The organism is Haloarcula vallismortis ATCC 29715, assembly GCF_000337775.1.
GTDB lineage: Archaea > Halobacteriota > Halobacteria > Halobacteriales > Haloarculaceae > Haloarcula > Haloarcula vallismortis.
Genome location: NZ_AOLQ01000055.1, coordinates 1 through 18,190, shown reverse-complemented (window position 1 = coordinate 18,190; position 18,190 = coordinate 1). Strand labels below are relative to the sequence as shown.

Below are 18,190 nucleotides of genomic sequence, written 5' to 3'. Positions count from 1 at the left end.
CTCACTCCCAGTTGCGTCCCTTTCAGAGACGGCCATCCGGGAAGAGCTTGTGACATCGCCATGACTCAGGTAGATACTATTCAACATACTGTGTGGCAAGGCCGTCAAGATAGACAGTATCACACAACCAAAAGACTATAATCAAATACCATTATATGGTTGAACTGATGTCTCAGTACGCAGCACGCGTCGAAGAGATGGATATCAGTGGTATCCGAGAAGTCTTCGAGGCGGCAGGCGAAGACGCAATAAATCTGGGTCTCGGTCAGCCTGATTTCCCCACTCCAGAACACGCCCGGGAGGCAGCGATGAATGCGATTCAGGATGGGATGGGTGATTCATACACGTCCAACAAGGGGATTCCAGAACTCAGAGAGGCCATCAGTGAACGCTACGCCACCGATAACGGGCAGGACATACCGCCCGAAAATATCATCGCCACTGCCGGCGCAAGCGAGGCAATCCACGTCGCAATCGAGGCCCACGTCCAGTCAGGTGACGAAGTGATCTGCCCCGACCCCGGGTTTCTGGCCTACGAACAACTGGTACTACTTGCCGGCGGCGAACCCAAGCGGGTCGAGCTCAGAGACGACCTGACCCTTGACCCCGCTGCTGTCGAGGATGCCATCACGGACAACACGTCGCTGTTTATCGTTAACAGTCCAGCGAACCCCACCGGCGCAGTGCAATCGAAACGGGATATGGCAGAGTTCGCGCGGATAGCGGACGAGCACGAGATCATCTGCCTCTCCGACGAGGTGTACGAGAAGATTGTCTTCGATGGTGAGCACCATTCGCCGGCGGAGTTCGCTAGCTCCGACAGGGTCATTCAGGCCAGTGCGTGCTCGAAAACGTACTCGATGACAGGGTGGCGGCTCGGGTGGGTGGCGGCCAGTTCGGAGCGAATCGAGCGGATGCTTCGAGTCCACCAGTACGTGCAGGCGTGCGCCAGTGCTCCCTCACAGTACGCAGCTAAAGCGGCGCTGACTGGCCCACAGGAACCGGTTCGAGAGATGGTGTCGGCCTTTGAGGAGCGACGAAACGTCCTTCTCGATGGGCTGGAGGATATCGGCCTTGACACGCCGGTCCCCAAGGGGGCGTTCTACGCGATGCCTCACGTCCCGGAAGGGTGGACCCAGAAGATGCTGGACAACGATGTCATCGTGGTCCCTGGCGAGGCGTTTGGGCCGAGTGGAAGTGGGCAAGCACGCATTTCGTATGCCACAAGCACAACTGAACTGAAATCGGCGCTGGAAGTGATGCGAACGGTCACGAATTCGCTGTAGGGTACCACTGAGATTCGTGCTTGACTGTGCTTTCGGATAGGTGGGCTCATATCTCTCGTCGCGGGTCCGGGTCCGTGACGGGGTATAATCTCGTTATCGGCACCTGCAAGAGAAAACCTGTCCGATTCACATATGATGGCCCATACTTGTGGAATGTTGCCCTGTGTGATACTAGCACGAAATTGGTGTGCGTCTTCGGTTCTCCCGGATTCTATGACAATTTTACATCAAGATTTTTAACACTGGGTACAGAGCACAGAAATATGGCGGCACGAGACTACTACAGCCGTGGACAGAATATAGTGTATAACCGCCCAGTACTCGTTGTATTCGCGGTTATCGGCGTGTTTCTCGTCTTCGATATCTTTCGACAGCTAGGAACTGGAACAATTACCGCCACAGATCTCGTGAGTTATCTCTGGAACGGACTGGTGCTTGGGATGTCGCTTGGACTGGCCGGCGTCGGCCTCTCGATGACATACAGCATCCTCAATTTCGCGAACTTTGCCCACGGCGACCTGATTACGAGCGGTGCGTTCGCCGGGTGGGCGACGGCGTTTCTGATTGCCGGGCTGGGTGACTTCTCCGTTGAAGCGCTCGTCCTCATCGGCGGCCCAATCGCGGTCGGTTCGAACGAGCTTGGAATAAACGTCGTCAATACCCCACTGGCCCTGCTGGCTGGCCTACTGGTCGCTGCGGTCCTGACAGCCGCCCTTTCGCTTTTGCTGGATCGAATCGTTTTCAAGCCGATGCGTAGCGCCGACGGTGTGACGCTGATGATTGCTAGCGTCGGTGTCGCACTGTTCCTTCGTAACTTCCTCACCTTTTCGTTCCTGACCGACAGCCGCGGACTGACAGGCGGGAACGTCCCCCAGTTTACTCTTGGAGGCGTCACCTTTGGCGGGCACCAGATTACGCTGGTCCTCGTCGCCGCACTCCTGATGCTTGCCACCCACGTTCTGCTCCAGTACACTAAAATCGGTACGGCGATGCGTGCAATGGCTGCGAACAAAGACCTCGCAAAAGTCACGGGCATCCCCACAGAGCGCGTCGTCAAACTCACGTGGGGTATCGGCGGCGGGCTTACCGGGTGTGCAGGCTTTCTTATCGCATTACAGCAGGGGACGCTCACAGTAACAATGGGGTGGGACCTGCTGCTACTGGTGTTCGCAGCGGTCATCCTCGGCGGTGTCGGTTCGATTTACGGCGCAATGGTCGGCGGTGTCATTCTCGGCATCGCGAGCCGACTCGCGCTCGTCTGGATTCCAGCCAGCTTCCTCCTGGCTGCGGCGTTCGTTCTCATGATCGTCATGCTGCTCGTGCGTCCGTCGGGGCTGTTCAGCGGGAGGACGACGGCATGAGTACAGGCTCTATTCAGGCGCGGGCTGAGGGTTGGCTCGGCAACAATGACGTGCGCCTGCTTATCGCTCTTGCCCTCGCTATCGGGGGGTTGTACGCGCTTTTCAGCGTCGTCCTTGGGTTCCAGCTGAATGGCACGGTCAACACGCTCCGCCGTGTCGCCTTCCTTTCAGCGATCTATGCCATGTTGGCGCTCGCGCTGAACCTCCAGTGGGGATACGCGGGCCTGTTCAATCTCGGTGCAGCAGGGTTCATGGCAATCGGTGTGTACACGATGGGGATACTGACCGCTCCGGTGACGGCCAGTCCGCCTGGCTTTGGGCTACCACTCCCGGTTGCGATTCTGGGTGCAATACTCGTGACTGGACTCATCGGTGGCCTCGCTGCGTTACCTGCGATCCGACTCCGTGCCGATTATCTTGCAATCGTCACTGTCGCATTCTCGGAAATCGTCCGCCTCACACTCCGTGCGCCGGAGTTCGCAAACACCCGCATCGCCGGTGTTGCATTCGGGACGGGCGGCGCAACGGGGCTGTCCTTGCCATCGAATCCGATCCGGATTCTCTTTTACACGGACCCGGCCGCAACAGCCCCAGCACCCAACGCTCTCGGGGCGGCGATATTCAGCGCCGTGGAACCGCTGGGAATTGAGGAGACGCTAGTCATCGGCTGGGCGTACGTGGTCGTGTTATGCCTCTGTCTTGGCCTCCTGTACTGGCTGATGGTTCGCATCGGGAAGTCACCTTTCGGACGCGTCCTCAAGAGTATTCGCGAGGACCAGCAGGTCACGCAGGCGCTGGGGAAGGATACGCGCCTGTTCAAGATCAAGACGTTCGCGCTTGGCTGTGCGCTCATGGGCCTGATTGCTATCCTCTGGCGTCTCTCTGGGGGGTATGCCTCACCACGGATGTTCAAACCGATACAGACGTTTTACATCTTCATTGCGCTGTTTATCGGCGGGACTGGCTCGCCAACGGGGAGTATTGTCGGCGGTGCTCTATTCGCGAGTCTGCTCTTCGAAGGCCCTTCGTTTATCCGCCGGGTCGTAGCGGAGTCCCTCCAGCTCAGCAATGCTCCCGATACGCTTGTCGCGGCCATCGTCGAGTTAGGCTCCGGTGATGTCATACCGTTACTGGCGTATTCCGTGCAGGACGTGAGCATCTCTGCGCTCCGGCTTATGCTGCTAGGTATCGTTCTGGTGTATCTTATGCAACGGCATCCGGATGGCCTGCTCGGTCACCGAAAAGCAATCGCATCAAGCGTTGACCTCTCGCAACGGGAAACTCGCGAGGACGACTATGAGTAAGAACGTACAATCAGCACAGAGGGACCAGACCCAGAACGGACAGCAAGAGCAGATACTCACAGTGAAGAACCTGCGAAAGACGTTTGGTGGTATTACCGCCGTCGCTGACGTCTCTTTCCACGTCGAAAAGGGGTCGATCACTGGCCTGATTGGTCCGAATGGTGCAGGCAAGTCGACGACGTTCGACCTCATTACCGGTGTGCAACGCCCGGACGGGGGCGCAGTCGAGTTCAACGACACGGAGATAACGGGGTATCGGTCAGATCAGGTTGCAAACCAGGGTCTCGTACGGACCTTCCAGATAGCACGGGAGCTCTCGGAGATGACCGTGCTGGAAAATCTGATGCTGGCACCACAGAACCAGGTCGGCGAAGCAATCTGGCGGGCGGTCCTCCCGCGAGCCAGAACACAGGTCGTCGAGCAGGAGAAGGCGCTCCGAAAACAGGCCTGGGAAATGCTTGAACTGTTCGAGATAGAACACGTCGCGCACGAATCCGCCGGCAATCTCTCAGGGGGCCAACGGAAGCTGCTGGAGATGGCGCGTGTGCTCATGACCGATCCCGAGATGGTGTTGCTAGATGAACCGCTTGCAGGAGTCAACCCAACGCTTGAGGAGAAACTCATTGACCGGTTGCATACGCTCAAAGAGCAGGGCTACACCTTCCTCTTCGTCGAACACGACATGGACGTCATTATGAATAACTGCGATACGGTCATCGTGATGCACCAGGGGAGTGTTCTCACAGAGGGCCAACCGGACACAGTGAAAAACAATGATAAAGTACTCGATGCATACCTCGGAGAAGAGGTGACAATATGAGCTTACTATCAGTGCAGCAACTGGACGCCGGCTACGGTGATCTGCAGATTCTCACAGATGTCGACATGGAGGTCGGACAGGGTGAGTACATCACCATCGTCGGCCCGAATGGTGCAGGCAAATCCACTGTGATGAAATCAGTGTTCGGACTGACGACGTACATGGGTGGGAAAATCGTATTCGGTGAGCAGGACATCGCCGGTGAACAACCGGAAGAGATAATCTCGTACGGTTTGAGCTTTGTTCCCCAGAGCAACAACGTGTTCGAGCCGCTGACGGTCACCGAGAACCTCAAGATGGGTGCATACACGCTGGACCAGTTCCCGGAGGAACGGTTACAGGCGGTTTACGACCGGTTCCCGATACTGGAATCCCGGTCGGAGCAGAAAGCAGGGACACTGTCAGGGGGGCAACAACAGATGCTGGCGATGGGCCGTGCGCTCATGCTTGATCCCGACCTGTTACTGCTCGACGAGCCCAGCGCAGGCCTCGCACCGGATCTCGTCGATGAGATGTTTGACCGGATTGATGAGATTAACGACGCCGGTACCGCAGTTCTCCTCGTCGAACAAAACGCCAAAGAGGCATTGCGCCGGTGTGACCGCGGCTATGTACTTGTACAGGGGCAGAACCGACACGAAGACAGCGGTGAGGCACTCCTCAACGACCAACAGGTCCGCGAGGATTTTCTCGGCGGGTAGCTCCTGTATCCCGACACTGGCTTGGTGGCTGTGTTTTGTCACAGGCATACTCCCACACGAATTACTCCACGGGCTGTTGCGTCTGCATATGTCGTTGACTCTTCGATGGGCCGCATAATTGGCGAACACATTTGGACGCTGCCGGCCTGCCTCCATCTAGGTGGCAGTCATTTTACACGCCTCGTTCCAGACAACTGCTTGCACTATCGTACCGTCGGTAAGAGTGTCTGCATGACGGTTGTACCGATACTCTCACAAATTGTAGCCATGGCTGCAAACATCAATAAAATTACATTTGCCGCCACATCCACGCCGCTCTGTGCCGACACACATCACCGTTCACACCGGGATAGCCACTGTGTCGTGTGAACGAGTGCCGCACAAACAATAAGTATCTACCATGTCAGACTCCACATATGCACCCGGGCTCGAACCCTACCGCCTGCCCTGCAGGTCAGCTGTCCCGGCAATTAATGGATTGGGCACTGCCCTCCGCCACAGCTACATCTTTTCGATTTTCGACATTTAAACTGGCGTAGACCGCTGGCGCACAGGTGGTCCCTGTGGTCCGGTGGAAAACGCCAGCCTTGAACTCGCTCGGGGAGCCGTAACCAGCGGCTGTTCGGGTCATCAGGGTCTGTCGAGGGAGCGTCTGTCGAATACGAAAACATCATCGAAAACAATGAACATGAAAAACGAAGCAGGAAACACGGACTTGCCAGCGCCCGTCAGACAAGATTCGGACCTGGTACAGGTACTGGATGCTGAAGGCAACGTACTACCGCAGGCCTCTGTCCCACCTCTCTCAGATAGGCAGTTACTTGAGCTGTATGAGACTATCAAGCTCGCTCGTCACTTTGACCAGCGGGCGATTAGCTTTCAGCGACAGGGACGACTGGCAACGTACGCACCAATGACCGGACAGGAGGGGTCACAGGTCGCCACGAGCTTGGCGCTTGCCGAACAAGACTGGTTGTTCCCGACCTACAGAGAGCACGCGGCGAAGTACGCCCACGGGATGGAACTGGAATCCCTCTTCGAGCCACTGCGGGGTTATCGGGAAGGATACGCAATTCCGGAAGACGTCAACGTGATGCCGGAGTACATACCGATTGCAACCCAAGTCCCACAGGCCATGGGAATGGCTTGGGGACACAAGCTACAGGGAAAAACGGATACGGCCGTCCTGTGTCACCTCGGTGATGGTGCGACCTCCGAAGGAGACTTCCACGAAGGGCTGAACTTCGCTGGGGTGTTCGATGTCCCTGCTGTATTCGTCTGTAACAACAACCAATGGGCGATTTCGGTCCCCCGAGAGCAACAGACCGCGAGCGAAACAATCGCTGAAAAGGCACAGGCATATGGCATCGACGGCGTGCGAGTCGACGGGTTGGACCCGCTTGCGGTCTACAAGGTCGCCAGTGAGGCACTCGAAAAAGCCCGGAATCCAGATCCCGGTGAGCGACGGCCGACGCTCATCGAGTCCGTTCAGTATCGCTTTGGTGCACACACTACCGCGGATGACCCGTCCGTTTACAGAGACGAATCGGAGGAAGAAGCCTGGCGAGACCGTGACCCTGTGGACCGGATTGAAAAGTATCTCTACAACGAGGGCATTCTCGATTCAGCTCTCGAAAGTGAGATCCAAGACCGAATCGAACAAGAGGTTAGTGAAGCGATAGAAACGGCGGAGCAGACGGAGACGAGTCCGGACAATATCGTTGAGCACGTGTACGACGAGGTTCCAGCGCGACTCGAAGAACAGCGGGACGAACTGAACCGGCTGCGTGAGAAGTACGATGACGGTGCGTTCTCGGAGGTGCTGGAATGAGCTCGACAGCCAGCACGCAGACTGGGCAAAATGCCCAGCGTCTCACTCTCGTGGAGGCGATACAGGACGGGTTGTACACTGAAATGGCACAGGACGACAACGTCGTCGTCTTGGGCGAAGACGTCGGCAAGAACGGCGGTGTTTTCAGAGCAACCGACCAGCTCTACGAAGAGTTCGGCGAAGACCGCGTCATCGACACGCCACTGGCAGAAGCCGGAATCATCGGGGCTTCGATCGGACTCGCTCAGACCGGGATGAAGCCTGTTCCCGAGATGCAGTTCATGGGCTTCATGTACCCTGCCTTCGACCAGATTGTCAGTCACGCTGCCCGCCTCCGGAGCCGTAGTCAGGGCCAGTATTCGGTGCCGATGGTGATACGGGCTCCGTACGGCGGTGGTATCCGGGCCCCAGAACACCACTCCGAGTCGAAGGAAGCGTTCTTCGTGCACGAGCCCGGCCTCAAGGTCGTCTCGCCAAGCACGCCCTACGATGCAAAGGGACTGCTGGCGGCGTCCATCCACGACCCGGATCCAGTCATCTTCCTGGAGCCGAAGTTGATCTACCGCGCCTTTCGTGAGGATGTCCCAACGAAGCCGTATGAAGTGTCCCTGAGTGAGGCTGCTGTCCGGCGGGAGGGGACCGACATCTCAGTCTATACCTGGGGGGCAATGACTCGGCCTGCCCTGATCGCCGCGGAGAATCTCAGCCAATCACATGGCATCGATGCCGAAATCATCGATTTGCGGACTCTGTCCCCACTCGACATAGAGACGATCACTGACTCATTCAAAAAGACCGGAAGAGCCGCGATTGTTCACGAAGCACCGAAGACTGGCGGATTAGGAGCGGAAATCGCAACGACAATTCAGGAAGAAGCGCTCGTACATCAGGAAGCGCCAATCAAACGAATCGCCGGCTTCGATGCCCCCATGCCACTCCATTCGCTGGAGGATTACTATCTGCCACAGGCCGTCCGTATTCAGGACGGAATCCGCGAAACAGTCGATTTCTAACATGGTGCGCGAATTCGAACTACCCGATGTCGGTGAAGGCGTCGCTGAGGGCGAACTGCTACGCTGGCGTGTCGAGCCGGGCGACTCTGTTTCGGAGGACCAGCCGGTAGCGGAAGTCGAGACCGACAAAGCCGTCGTTGATGTTCCATCACCCGTCGACGGCGTTGTCGAAGAACTCCGTGCTGGTGAAGGTGAGACCGTCCCAGTCGGTGATGTGATCATTGTCTTTCGGGTTGAGGATGAAGACGGAGCTGAAACAGCGTCGACAGACAACACCACTGCGGACACCAGCCAGCAATCCACTATCGGAGCCACAGCACAGCCAGCCAGCGATACGCAGTCAGACCCGGAAGTGACACAGCGCGTCCACATCCCCGCCTCGCCGTCTGTGCGTCGTCTTGCCCGCTCGCTGGGCGTCGATATTTCCAGTATCGCGGACTCGTCTTCGGGACGGATAACCAAATCCGATGTTCGCGCGCACGCGGGAGCGGACCCCGCGACTCAGGACCGTTCAACTCAACAGACCGCTGCCCCGACGCAACGAAACCGGGAGGCGGCCTCGGCGCAGTCTGTCAGTCCGGCACAGACTGGCGACACAGCAGACCGGGAAACGACCGTTGCCGTCCCGAAAGCCAGGCATATTGCAGCGGAGGCAGGAATAGATCTCGATACCGTCCCCACCGACGAACAAAAGGACGGCGAACCGTTTGTCACGCTGGAAGCGGTCCAGGAGTACGCAAAGGCACAACAGCAGGCACAGAAAACGGATGGAGAAGCGCTAGCCGAGGGCGCAGCAACAGACGATCCAGCGCGCCCGGAATCTCGGAAGCCATACAACGGGATCAGGCAAACGATTGGATCGGCGATGACGTCGTCGAAATACACGGCTCCACACGTCACCCATCAGGACGAGGTTGATGTTACCGCTCTGGTCGACGCTCGCTCGACCCTCAAACAGGAGGCCGAGGAGCACGGTACTCGACTGACGTATATGCCGTTCGTTATGAAAGCATGTGCCGCGGCCCTCAAAAAGAACCCACAGGTAAACGCCTCCCTCGACGAAGCAAACGAAGAGATTGTCGAGAAACAGTACTACAATATCGGCGTCGCAACGGCAACTGATGCTGGGCTGTTAGTTCCCGTTGTCAAGGACGTCGATAAGAAAGACCTGTTCGAAGTTGCCTCGGAAACCAACGAAAAGACCCAGAAAGCCAGAGAACGGCGTCTTTCGCCGGCGGAAATGCGTGATGGGACATTTACCATCTCGAACATCGGCGGAATCGGCGGGGAGTACGGCACCCCGATAATCAATCAGCCGGAGAGCGCTATTTTGGCACTGGGTGCAATCAAGAAGAAGCCACGGGTCGTCGAAGCTGATGGTGAAGAGACGATAGAACCTCGACATATTATGACACTATCGTTGTCGTTCGACCATCGGGTGCTTGATGGTGCAGACGCTGCACAGTTCACGAACTCCGTACAGAAATACCTGCGAAATCCAAACCTGCTACTACTAGAATAATGGTCGTCGGAGATGTAACTACGTCGACTGACGTACTGGTTATTGGTGCGGGTCCCGGCGGATACGTCGCCGCAATCCGCGCTGCACAGCTTGACCTCGATGTCACGCTCGTTGAAAAGGGAGAGTACGGGGGAGCCTGTCTCAACCGAGGCTGTATCCCCTCTAAGGCGCTGATACACGGTTCAAAACTGGCATCAGAGGCCGGCAACGCGGAGGAACTGGGGATTTACGCGGACCCAACGGTCGCACTCGACGAGATGATGAGCTGGAAAGACGGCGTCGTCGACCAGTTAACGAGCGGTATCGAGCAACTGTGTACGGCAACTGGTGTGAACCTGCTGAGAGGGACTGCCGAATTTGCCGACGAAAACAAGGTCAGAATCGTCCACCAGGGTGAAGGACAGGGGTCTGAATCGCTGAAATTCGAACGCTGCATCATCGCGACGGGATCCAGACCGGTTGCAATTCCGGGGTTCGACTTCGATGATGAGCGTATTGTCTCGTCAGATGGCGCTCTGAACTTCGACACAGTGCCAGACGAACTCGCAATCGTCGGAGCTGGATACATCGGCATGGAGCTAGCGACTGTCTTTAGCCGACTTGGGAGCGACGTCTCGGTTATTGAGATGCTCGGACAGGCGCTTCCCAGCTATCAGGAAGACATCGCCTCGATAGTCAGGCAGCGAGCGGAGGACATCGGTGTGGATTTCCATTTCGGGTACACTGCGGACAGCTGGGTGGAGTCGGGCGATGAGGCCGTTCTGACTGCTGTCCCCACGGAAGAGGCGGCACATGATAGCGATATAGAACTCACCGCTGACAGAATACTTGTTGCCGTCGGCAGGCGCCCGGTGACTGACACCCTCAGTATCGACGCCGCTGGCGTCGAAACCAGTTCTCAGGGGTTCATTCCAACAGATAGCAGGTGCCGGACAAACAAGGAGCACATTTTCGCGGTCGGTGACGTTGCGGGTGAACCGATGCTCGCGCACAAGGGATCGAAAGAAGGAGAGGTTGCAGCGGAAGTCATTGCTGGTGAACCCGCTGCGGTCGACTATCAGGCACTCCCGGCTGCCGTGTTTACCGATCCGGAAATCGGAACTGTGGGGCTGACGGCAGCGGAAGCAGCAAATGAAGGTGTCGCACCGCTCACCGGTGAGTTCCAGTTTCAGGCATCTGGACGAGCACTAACCGCAAACCGGACGGACGGCTTTGTCCGAATCGTCGCTGCAAAAGAAACTGAACGTGTAATCGGTGCACAGATTGTCGGGCCGGAGGCAGCCGAATTGATTGCAGAAATCGCAGCAATGATCGAAATGGGTGCTAAGCTCCAGGACATCGGGTCCACTGTCCATACGCATCCAACATTAAGTGAATCGATAATGGAAGCCGCACAGAGTGCAAGAGGAAAGGCGATACACAGACAAAACTAACTGAACCACATTGAGACATCCGTCTCTTTATTTACGACCAAACTGCGAAAGCCTCCACCCAATTATGGCCGATATGGTATTGTCTGCTAATTCAAAACTGCAACTTCAGAGCAGATAGTCACTGAGAGGACTCTACGTTGCCCTTTCATCATACCGACTGTATATAGGTTCGCCGGCGGACACCGGCTATGAACCAGAGTCAGTCGTTTGCGACCGTTTGCGTTGCGCCACCGTCACTGGTGCTCAGTTTGTTGTCTTCTTCTTTTTCAGGTCTCGGTGCGTCTGTTGGCAGTTCTTTGTACAGGATACCCTTACTTCCATTATAGTATGTCATGTGGTGGCATGGATTGTGGAAACACCTAAACCCATCCCTTATTCTGTACTGTTGCATATTAATACACTGAGAATATTTATATATCAGACAACTCTTCAGAACGAGAAAATAAAGTGAGTGTCCAAACAAAACGGGTAATATACATATACCCAAGCTTTTATCTCAGCCAAATACTCAGATATTGTTTTATACTCCTAGATGTACTGCTATTTGGCTTTCCACAGCGTCAGCTAAAATATGAAGATATCATATTGTGTTCGATAGCTTTGTATATATAGGGCTTGTGCTGATATCGATCTAAACATATATGTTAAATGTCGGGATACTGAGATATCATACACTCCTCTTCGCAGAAGAAATGCTCCGTTATATTTCCGGCCGAGTCTCGTATCGTAACTCCACTGTATCTCATCCGCTCGCTGATTACCTGTCCACAGTAGTCACAGCGGTAGCTCGGTGACCCGCCAACCAAGACTCGCGTTGACTTGTTTTGAATAATCAGCTCGGCAGCGGCTGTGTTGCTGCTAGTATTCATGCTGCAACGACCGGTTGCTAGTGGCTGCTCTGCCTCAGTTTCTCCCTTCATCGTTTGTATCGATTCGTTGTTGACAGGTGGAGGGCTCGTTTTACTGGAACACATCTCCGGCGTAGCGATGGACGGCTTCCCGACGTTTACCACCGATTCCGGGTTACTGCCCAGGGTATGGTGGGCCACCGGATATGTCGGATTAAAACGTATAATCAGTCTCTACAGCCACTGCATCTCTCGTTCTCTGGGACGCTTCTGTCGTCCGAGAACCCGGTATCATACATCTATATGATTAACTGTCGTATTTAATCATTTGGTTAGTATACAGCAATTCCGCTACTGAGAGGGGGTCGCTTACAGACGCAGGTAATTGGTGAGTGTGAATATCACTCACAGAATCGTTAAGTGTACATCCATTAAAGATACTTGCATGAACCCGGGCGTTAACCGTACGGCTTGGAAGGCAAGCCCGCTGTCCCGGCACTTGATCGGTGCGGATTGCTCTCTATCTAGTTTTACATTTTTTACATTTTAAACTGACGTAGACCATCACAGTGCGGGCAAACGCCGGCACACAGGTGGAAAACGTCAGTCTTGGCTGGTCTCCAGAGCACCAGCCGACGGTTTTCGGGTCGAGACGACCCACCCTACGAAGCGCTATGACACCAACGACAAATCACACTCAGCAACATCATGAACGCACAAAACACGCAGGAGCATCGTAGCCAACAACCAGCAGATATCGCAAACGCGGACCAAGCGCGAAGTGCAGTCCCCGAAAGCGTTGAGAGCCAATCTATCAGGGTCGTGGTTAACTCGATTGCAACGCGACACTGCGATCACTGTGGAGCACCGATCGGTGAAAACGTCCAGTATCGAAATGTGACTACCAGAGATAATTCCGGTAACGTCACGGAATACGCGTTCTGCAGTGTCGACTGTAAGTCCGACCGGTTCCCGAGGCTCGGCTGACTGCTGTCCGTCGTGGAACAGGTGTGCTTACGGGACTGCTGTCCGGGCTGTCTGTGATAATACGTACAGATACCGTTATGCGGACTGACAGTCGCAGCCATCTTGTTCCAGAAACGCGACAATATCGTAGCTACGGCCACAGTCCTCACACAGCACCTGCAGTTCGTTGATGATGTTGAACTCGCCTGCCGAGATGGCGTCGTTTTTTTCTAGACTCTCGATAGTTTGTCTTGTTACAGCGGTGGTTCGCCCCCGGAGGCGCTGTATTCTGTCAATAGCGCTTTTTTTCCGCTCTCCGGGCGTCTGCTCAGGTCTGACCGCGCCACGGTCGTTCGTGAGGTAGCGATACACTGTCTGGTGGGAGATAAAGTCAGCCATCACAGATTCGATATCGACGCCGCTCTGTTCGAGGCGAGAGCGTATGATCGGGGCGTCGGCGTCATCTTCACTGAGTGACTGATAGACCTGTTGGATATCGCCACTTAGTGTCGGAGCGTCAGTCCCTTCGATGGCCGATTCGAGCACTGACTGATTGAAATAGTCAGCAAGGTCGCGGGTACTTTGCTCTTCGCCCTCGTCGCCAACCCACCGACTTTCGAGCTCTGCACCCATCCCGACAAGATCGTATTTCTGAATCACGGCATCGACTTTGCTCGTCCCCCCTCCGGGCTGTGAGTCATCTGTGGTCATGATTCGATTTACGTGGTGTCTATGGTTACTAAACACTCCCGCATATCGAGAGTTCCGTTGGGGACCAGTACGCACAGAAGCGTTATGTGACCCGTACTCTAGGATAGGCTGGCAGATTCACAACTCGACCGACTCATCTGATTCAGTGTCGGGCTCGCGCACCCACACCACTGGAACTGGGGACGTCCGGACGATTTTGGCGCTGACACCACCCATGACGTACCTGCTGAAATCCGTCCGTCCGTGTGTCCCCATCATCGCGAGATCGACCTCGTTCTCGTCTATGTAGTCACAAATCACCTTCGAAGGGGTACCGTATTCGATGGCTGTGGTGACCGAGTCAAGCGACGCTTCCTCGACCCTCTCGGTCGCCTCCGCCACAATTTCGCTCGCCCGATCAGTCAACTCCCCCTCCTTTCGGCCAGAGCGCGTCTCGGGCCCGAGCCCGGCGGTCTCGACAACGTGGAGCAGATGGAGTGTGGCCCCCGTCGCTTTTGCAACGGCAATCCCCTGTGTCACTGCGAGCTCTGCGCCACGACTGCCATCCGTTGGGACGAGGACGTGCTTTGGCGGATACGCGAGTGACCGATCCTTGGCAGGGTTGACCGCAACGACGGGCACTGTCGCCGTGTTGATGACACGCTCGGTGACGCTTCCGAGGAGGATTCGCTTGATCCCACGTTGCCCGTGTGTCGGCATGACGATGCAGTCACTGTCGGACTGTTCGCTGTAGTCGACTATCGTCCTGTGTGGGTCACCCTGAAGGACTGCAGAGACAACTGGAACGCCGCTGTCCTTCGCGCGTTGTGTGGCTTCTGCCACAATGCGCTCTCCCTCTGTTTCGAGAACGTCGACGACTTCTTCACGAACCGTGGTGGCACTGTCGTGGCCAGTGTCAGCGACGTTGAGGATATGGATTGTCGCCTCGTGCTCGACTGCGATCTGTAGCGCGTATTCAAGAACCGATTCTGCGGCGTCGCTCCCGTCAGTCGGGAACAGGATGGTGTCGTACATGCTGGTAGTCGCTTGGTTGAACCCCGGTCAGCTATCTGGGCAACGGAGACCGTCGTGGGGTGGGTGGAAGGCTCTATTTGTCCTCCCGTTGTGACTGTGGCCTCTGAGCCCCTGTTGTATCATCGTCTGCGTAGCAAACTGTTCGGCTCGCTGTCGTTTCAGATGCATGGTAGTCCAGAGACGCTGTTCGACGAACTACACAGTGAGATCTAATAACATCTCGCCTGCTGACGGTTCTTGACATCTATTCTGATAGAGAATGTACAGTACTGCTGTCGGGTCTCTATAGAGTTGATGCGCTGACGGAGTGGTCTTGGCACACATTTTTACCATAACCCTTCGCGTGTTGAGATATGGCAGCAGTCCGACGCCTTGTTATCGATGTCCTGAAACCACACGACCCACCGCTACTGACGTTCACCGATCAACTGGCCGAAATTGCGAGTGTCGATGGAGCAACAGCGTCCCTGATTGAACTGGATCAGGAAGTGCAAAACGTCAAGCTCACGTTCGAAGGCGACGATCTGGACTTCGAGGCGATCGATGAGACGATCGAAAACCTCGGCGGGTCAGTACACTCCGTCGACCAGGTTGCCTGCGGTGACGCCGTTGTCACGGATCGACGGACGTTACAGGATGGCTGATTCGCTGTGGCGTCCATTCGACAGTTCTTCAGGCGCCTGCTTGGAAAGGAAGATGTCCTTGCAATCTCTCGTCGATACTTCATTTCGAACGGCTTCGACGGGACGCTCACGAGCATTGGCATCATCGTCGGGGCCGTCCTTTCGGGGGTCTCTGACGGAGGCACTGTGATCAAAATTGGACTGGGGGCAGCAGTCGGACTCGGGACCTCTGCGGTCTGGAGCGTGTGGGAAATCGAACGTGCCGAAACTCGAGCCGAAATCAGACGTATCGAGCAAGCGATGCTCACAGATCTTGATGATACCCGCGTACAGCGGAACCAGCGCGGTGCCCGGTTCGTTCACGCCATCATGAGCGGGCTGGGGCCGCTTGTCGGGATTCTGATTCCGCTGACGCCGTTCCTTGTCGCCGGGACTGTCGTCACGATGACGGAGGCGGCACTCATTGCGGTCGGCCTGGGCGTCGGTGTGTTGGGTGCGTTCGGTGCCTACATGGGTTCGATTTCGGGCCAGCGGTGGTACGTGGCTGCCGCTCGAATGGGACTTGCTGGCGTAGTCGTGGCAATCCTCAATCTCTTTCTCCCTGGATGAGAGGCCGCTCCTCTGTTTTCCCACTGGAGTCCAAATCCCAACTTCCTTTCTACTGCCCGACCTACACACTGACAGATGCGTGTTGGCTTGCGGCAGTTCAAACGACCGTTGTGCTACGTGATGGCGCTCCTGTATGTTGTTGGGATATTGCATTTCGTCGTGCCAGAGCTATACGTCCAGATCGTGCCGCCGGTTTTGCCGGCGCCGCTTGCGCTGGTGTATCTGTCCGGCGTCGCCGAGGTCGGTGTCGGGCTCGGCCTGTTGGTGCCGCAGACGCGCTCATACGCCGCTTGGGCGACGATTGCACTGCTCGTCGCGATCTTTCCCGCGAACATCTACATGGCTGTCTCTATGGTCACCATCGATGGAACGGGTGGCGGCCAGCCATCTGCGCTGGTCCGCTGGGCGCGGCTGCCGCTTCAGGGCGTGTTGATTCTCTGGGCGTACTGGTACACCGACTGAGCGTGGCGAACGCCCATCGCCCAACCACGGCGAGTTCGTCACGAGCTTGGCGTCAATGGCGACTCGCTTCAGCCGAGAAAGATAGAAGAGTCGCCAACAATCTAAGCAACAGCCCAGCCCCGATACCGACGACCAACATCTCTGATAGGCCTTCAGCCGTTACGTAACCATGTGATTCGGCGGCTGTCACTGCTGAAGACCATACAAACAGTAATTTGCGTAGTTTCGGCAGCCATCGTGTGGAACTATTCCTCTTACTGGATCACTGGCTGCCGGTAAATAGCCGACTTGCCGGCACGCGAGGACCGATGACCCATATTATACTGTGTGTAATATATTATTAGTGACATGACACGAGTCAGCGGGAAATCGGACACCAGGGAGGTCGGCACCGGCGGCATAGCCACGTTTCTCGTCCTGACGTTCGCGTGGTCGTGGGGGTTTTGGGGGCTGAAGGTCCTTCTCGCAGAGGGTGCCGATGTGGGTGTGCAGGTCCTGCCGGATTTGGGTGCGTTCGGTCCAACCGTCGCTGCGCTTCTCGTCGTCGTCTACGCCGACGGGTTCAGGGGAGTGCGGCGACTCGCTGTCCGAGCGTTCCGACTCGACTATCGCAAGCGCTGGGTTCTCATCGCCTTGCTGTTCCCACCAGTGCTCGTCGGCAGCGCCCTCGTAGTAGCCGTCGCTACCGGGACGACACCGACGTTTCCCTGGGCGGACCAACCGTTTGTTCTCCCCATCGCGTTCGTCTGGATCCTCCTGCTTGGCGGGCCAGTTCAAGAAGAGTTCGGGTGGCGTGGCTACCTCCTTGATCCGCTCCAAGAACAGCTTACGCCACTCGGCGGAGGTCTCGCTGTTGGACTCGTCTGGGCAGTCTGGCATCTCCCTCTGTTCTACATCCCGAGCGAGACGATCTACTACGACAATCCATTCCTTGGGTTCGCCGTCGCTATCACGTTGCTCTCTGTGCTCATGACCTGGGTGTACAACAGCACGAACGGCAGTCTACTTCCGGTGGTTCTCATGCACACTTCGTGGAACTGGACCCATGGAATGTTCCCTGTTCTTGACTCTGATCCGGCGAGCCTCGCAATGGTCGGGTTCCTCGTCGCCACCACTATCGTTGTAGTCGTGTATTCGGGGCCGAAGCGGCTAGGACAGGCGGGAGGGCTCGGCCAGCCTGACTGATGCGTACACCTTTCAGACTCGACTGCTAACTGGCTCGTCTATAGTTTCGTCAAGGCGACACCCATTTTCCTGTACGGAATCCGTTCCAGAGGAACAGGTCCGTAGTGTCGTCAGGACTCACATCACTTTCTGCCAGGCTGCGCTCGCTTCGAGTTCTTGCATAGCTGTGTGGAGCTCTGACTGAATCGCCCCGTAATACCGCTTTCGACCGACTGGTGTCTGGATACGGATAATGGCGGTCTCGCTTGTTACCGCAAACAGTGACAGGGACCACTGCCCGGCCTGATAGGACCATTTCCCGAGCGCTGTCGTTTGCTCATCCTGCACAGAGCGCGTGCCTAATTCCCAACTCTGTCGTGTCACATGAGAGAGGCTGAACGGAACAACATCGGGTAGCGTGGCAGCACAGCCGCTTTCACACCGATTGTTATCTACCGCCATGATACAAAATCCGCAATTGGTCAGTAAAAACGTGTCTACTTCCGGGGCTCGAAACTGAGG

General features: G+C 56.2%; 17 protein-coding genes. 14 read left to right on the top strand and 3 right to left on the bottom strand.

Going from position 1 to position 18,190, the window contains the following annotated elements; translation table 11 throughout:
* The first annotated feature begins 167 nt into the window (after positions 1-167).
* The 10 genes from C437_RS12965 to C437_RS21290 all read left to right on the top strand — a co-directional run bounded on the left by C437_RS12965 (position 168) and on the right by C437_RS21290 (position 13,106).
* Positions 168-1,286 (top strand): pyridoxal phosphate-dependent aminotransferase, encoded by a 1,119-nt coding sequence (locus C437_RS12965; RefSeq protein WP_004517417.1) that lies wholly within the window; start codon positions 168-170, stop codon positions 1,284-1,286.
* A gap of 263 nt (positions 1,287-1,549) precedes the next feature.
* Complete coding sequence (locus C437_RS12960) at positions 1,550-2,647, top strand: branched-chain amino acid ABC transporter permease (RefSeq protein WP_004517416.1); 1,098 nt, start codon at positions 1,550-1,552, stop codon at positions 2,645-2,647.
* Complete coding sequence (locus C437_RS12955; protein ID WP_004517415.1) at positions 2,644-3,951, top strand: branched-chain amino acid ABC transporter permease; 1,308 nt, start codon at positions 2,644-2,646, stop codon at positions 3,949-3,951. Before C437_RS12960 ends, C437_RS12955 begins: the two co-directional genes overlap by 4 nt.
* A complete protein-coding gene (locus C437_RS12950) occupies positions 3,944-4,771 on the top strand; it encodes an ABC transporter ATP-binding protein (RefSeq protein ID WP_004517414.1) in 828 nt (275 codons plus the stop codon). The genes C437_RS12955 and C437_RS12950 overlap by 8 nt, the downstream gene beginning before the upstream one ends.
* A complete protein-coding gene (locus tag C437_RS12945) occupies positions 4,768-5,472 on the top strand; it encodes an ABC transporter ATP-binding protein (RefSeq protein WP_049919790.1) in 705 nt (234 codons plus the stop codon). The genes C437_RS12950 and C437_RS12945 overlap by 4 nt, the downstream gene beginning before the upstream one ends.
* A gap of 682 nt (positions 5,473-6,154) precedes the next feature.
* Positions 6,155-7,303, top strand: coding sequence for a pyruvate dehydrogenase (acetyl-transferring) E1 component subunit alpha (pdhA, locus tag C437_RS12940; protein WP_049919789.1), 1,149 nt, complete (start codon positions 6,155-6,157; stop codon positions 7,301-7,303).
* Positions 7,300-8,316, top strand: coding sequence for an alpha-ketoacid dehydrogenase subunit beta (locus tag C437_RS12935; protein WP_004517411.1), 1,017 nt, complete (start codon positions 7,300-7,302; stop codon positions 8,314-8,316). Before pdhA ends, C437_RS12935 begins: the two co-directional genes overlap by 4 nt.
* A gap of 1 nt (position 8,317) precedes the next feature.
* The gene (locus C437_RS12930) at positions 8,318-9,838 is read left to right on the top strand and encodes a dihydrolipoamide acetyltransferase family protein (RefSeq protein ID WP_004517410.1); all 1,521 of its coding nucleotides are present in this window, start codon (positions 8,318-8,320) and stop codon (positions 9,836-9,838) included.
* Entirely contained in the window at positions 9,838-11,271 is a 1,434-nt protein-coding gene (gene lpdA / locus C437_RS12925) for a dihydrolipoyl dehydrogenase (RefSeq protein ID WP_004517409.1), read from the top strand. The genes C437_RS12930 and lpdA overlap by 1 nt, the downstream gene beginning before the upstream one ends.
* A 1,556-nt stretch (positions 11,272-12,827) precedes the next feature.
* Positions 12,828-13,106, top strand: coding sequence for a DUF7576 family protein (locus C437_RS21290; RefSeq protein WP_074654928.1), 279 nt, complete (start codon positions 12,828-12,830; stop codon positions 13,104-13,106).
* Between the two features lie 75 nt (positions 13,107-13,181).
* Here the strand turns inward: C437_RS21290 and rdfA are convergent, their stop codons facing one another.
* A complete protein-coding gene (gene rdfA / locus C437_RS12920; RefSeq protein ID WP_004517408.1) occupies positions 13,182-13,796 on the bottom strand; it encodes a rod-determining factor RdfA in 615 nt (204 codons plus the stop codon).
* A 117-nt stretch (positions 13,797-13,913) separates the two neighbouring features.
* Positions 13,914-14,810 carry a universal stress protein gene (locus C437_RS12915; RefSeq protein WP_004517407.1) on the bottom strand — a complete coding sequence of 299 codons (897 nt, stop codon included), beginning with the start codon at positions 14,808-14,810 and terminating at the stop codon, positions 13,914-13,916.
* Between the two features lie 353 nt (positions 14,811-15,163).
* Between C437_RS12915 and C437_RS20190 the strand changes: the two genes are divergently transcribed.
* The 4 genes from C437_RS20190 (at position 15,164) to C437_RS12895 (ending at position 17,689) form a co-directional block, all read left to right on the top strand.
* Positions 15,164-15,454 (top strand): DUF211 domain-containing protein, encoded by a 291-nt coding sequence (locus C437_RS20190; protein ID WP_004517406.1) that lies wholly within the window; start codon positions 15,164-15,166, stop codon positions 15,452-15,454.
* A gap of 6 nt (positions 15,455-15,460) precedes the next feature.
* Positions 15,461-16,042, top strand: a complete 582-nt coding sequence (locus C437_RS12905) for a VIT1/CCC1 transporter family protein (RefSeq protein WP_004517405.1) — start codon at positions 15,461-15,463, stop codon at positions 16,040-16,042.
* Between the two features lie 75 nt (positions 16,043-16,117).
* The gene (locus C437_RS12900; RefSeq protein ID WP_049919788.1) at positions 16,118-16,504 is read left to right on the top strand and encodes a DoxX family protein; all 387 of its coding nucleotides are present in this window, start codon (positions 16,118-16,120) and stop codon (positions 16,502-16,504) included.
* 348 nt (positions 16,505-16,852) lie between these two features.
* Positions 16,853-17,689, top strand: coding sequence for a CPBP family intramembrane glutamic endopeptidase (locus C437_RS12895; RefSeq protein WP_004517403.1), 837 nt, complete (start codon positions 16,853-16,855; stop codon positions 17,687-17,689).
* Between the two features lie 117 nt (positions 17,690-17,806).
* Here C437_RS12895 and C437_RS12890 read toward each other — a convergent pair whose 3' ends face one another.
* Positions 17,807-18,130, bottom strand: coding sequence for a hypothetical protein (locus tag C437_RS12890; protein ID WP_049919787.1), 324 nt, complete (start codon positions 18,128-18,130; stop codon positions 17,807-17,809).
* Positions 18,131-18,190: the final 60 nt, after the last annotated feature.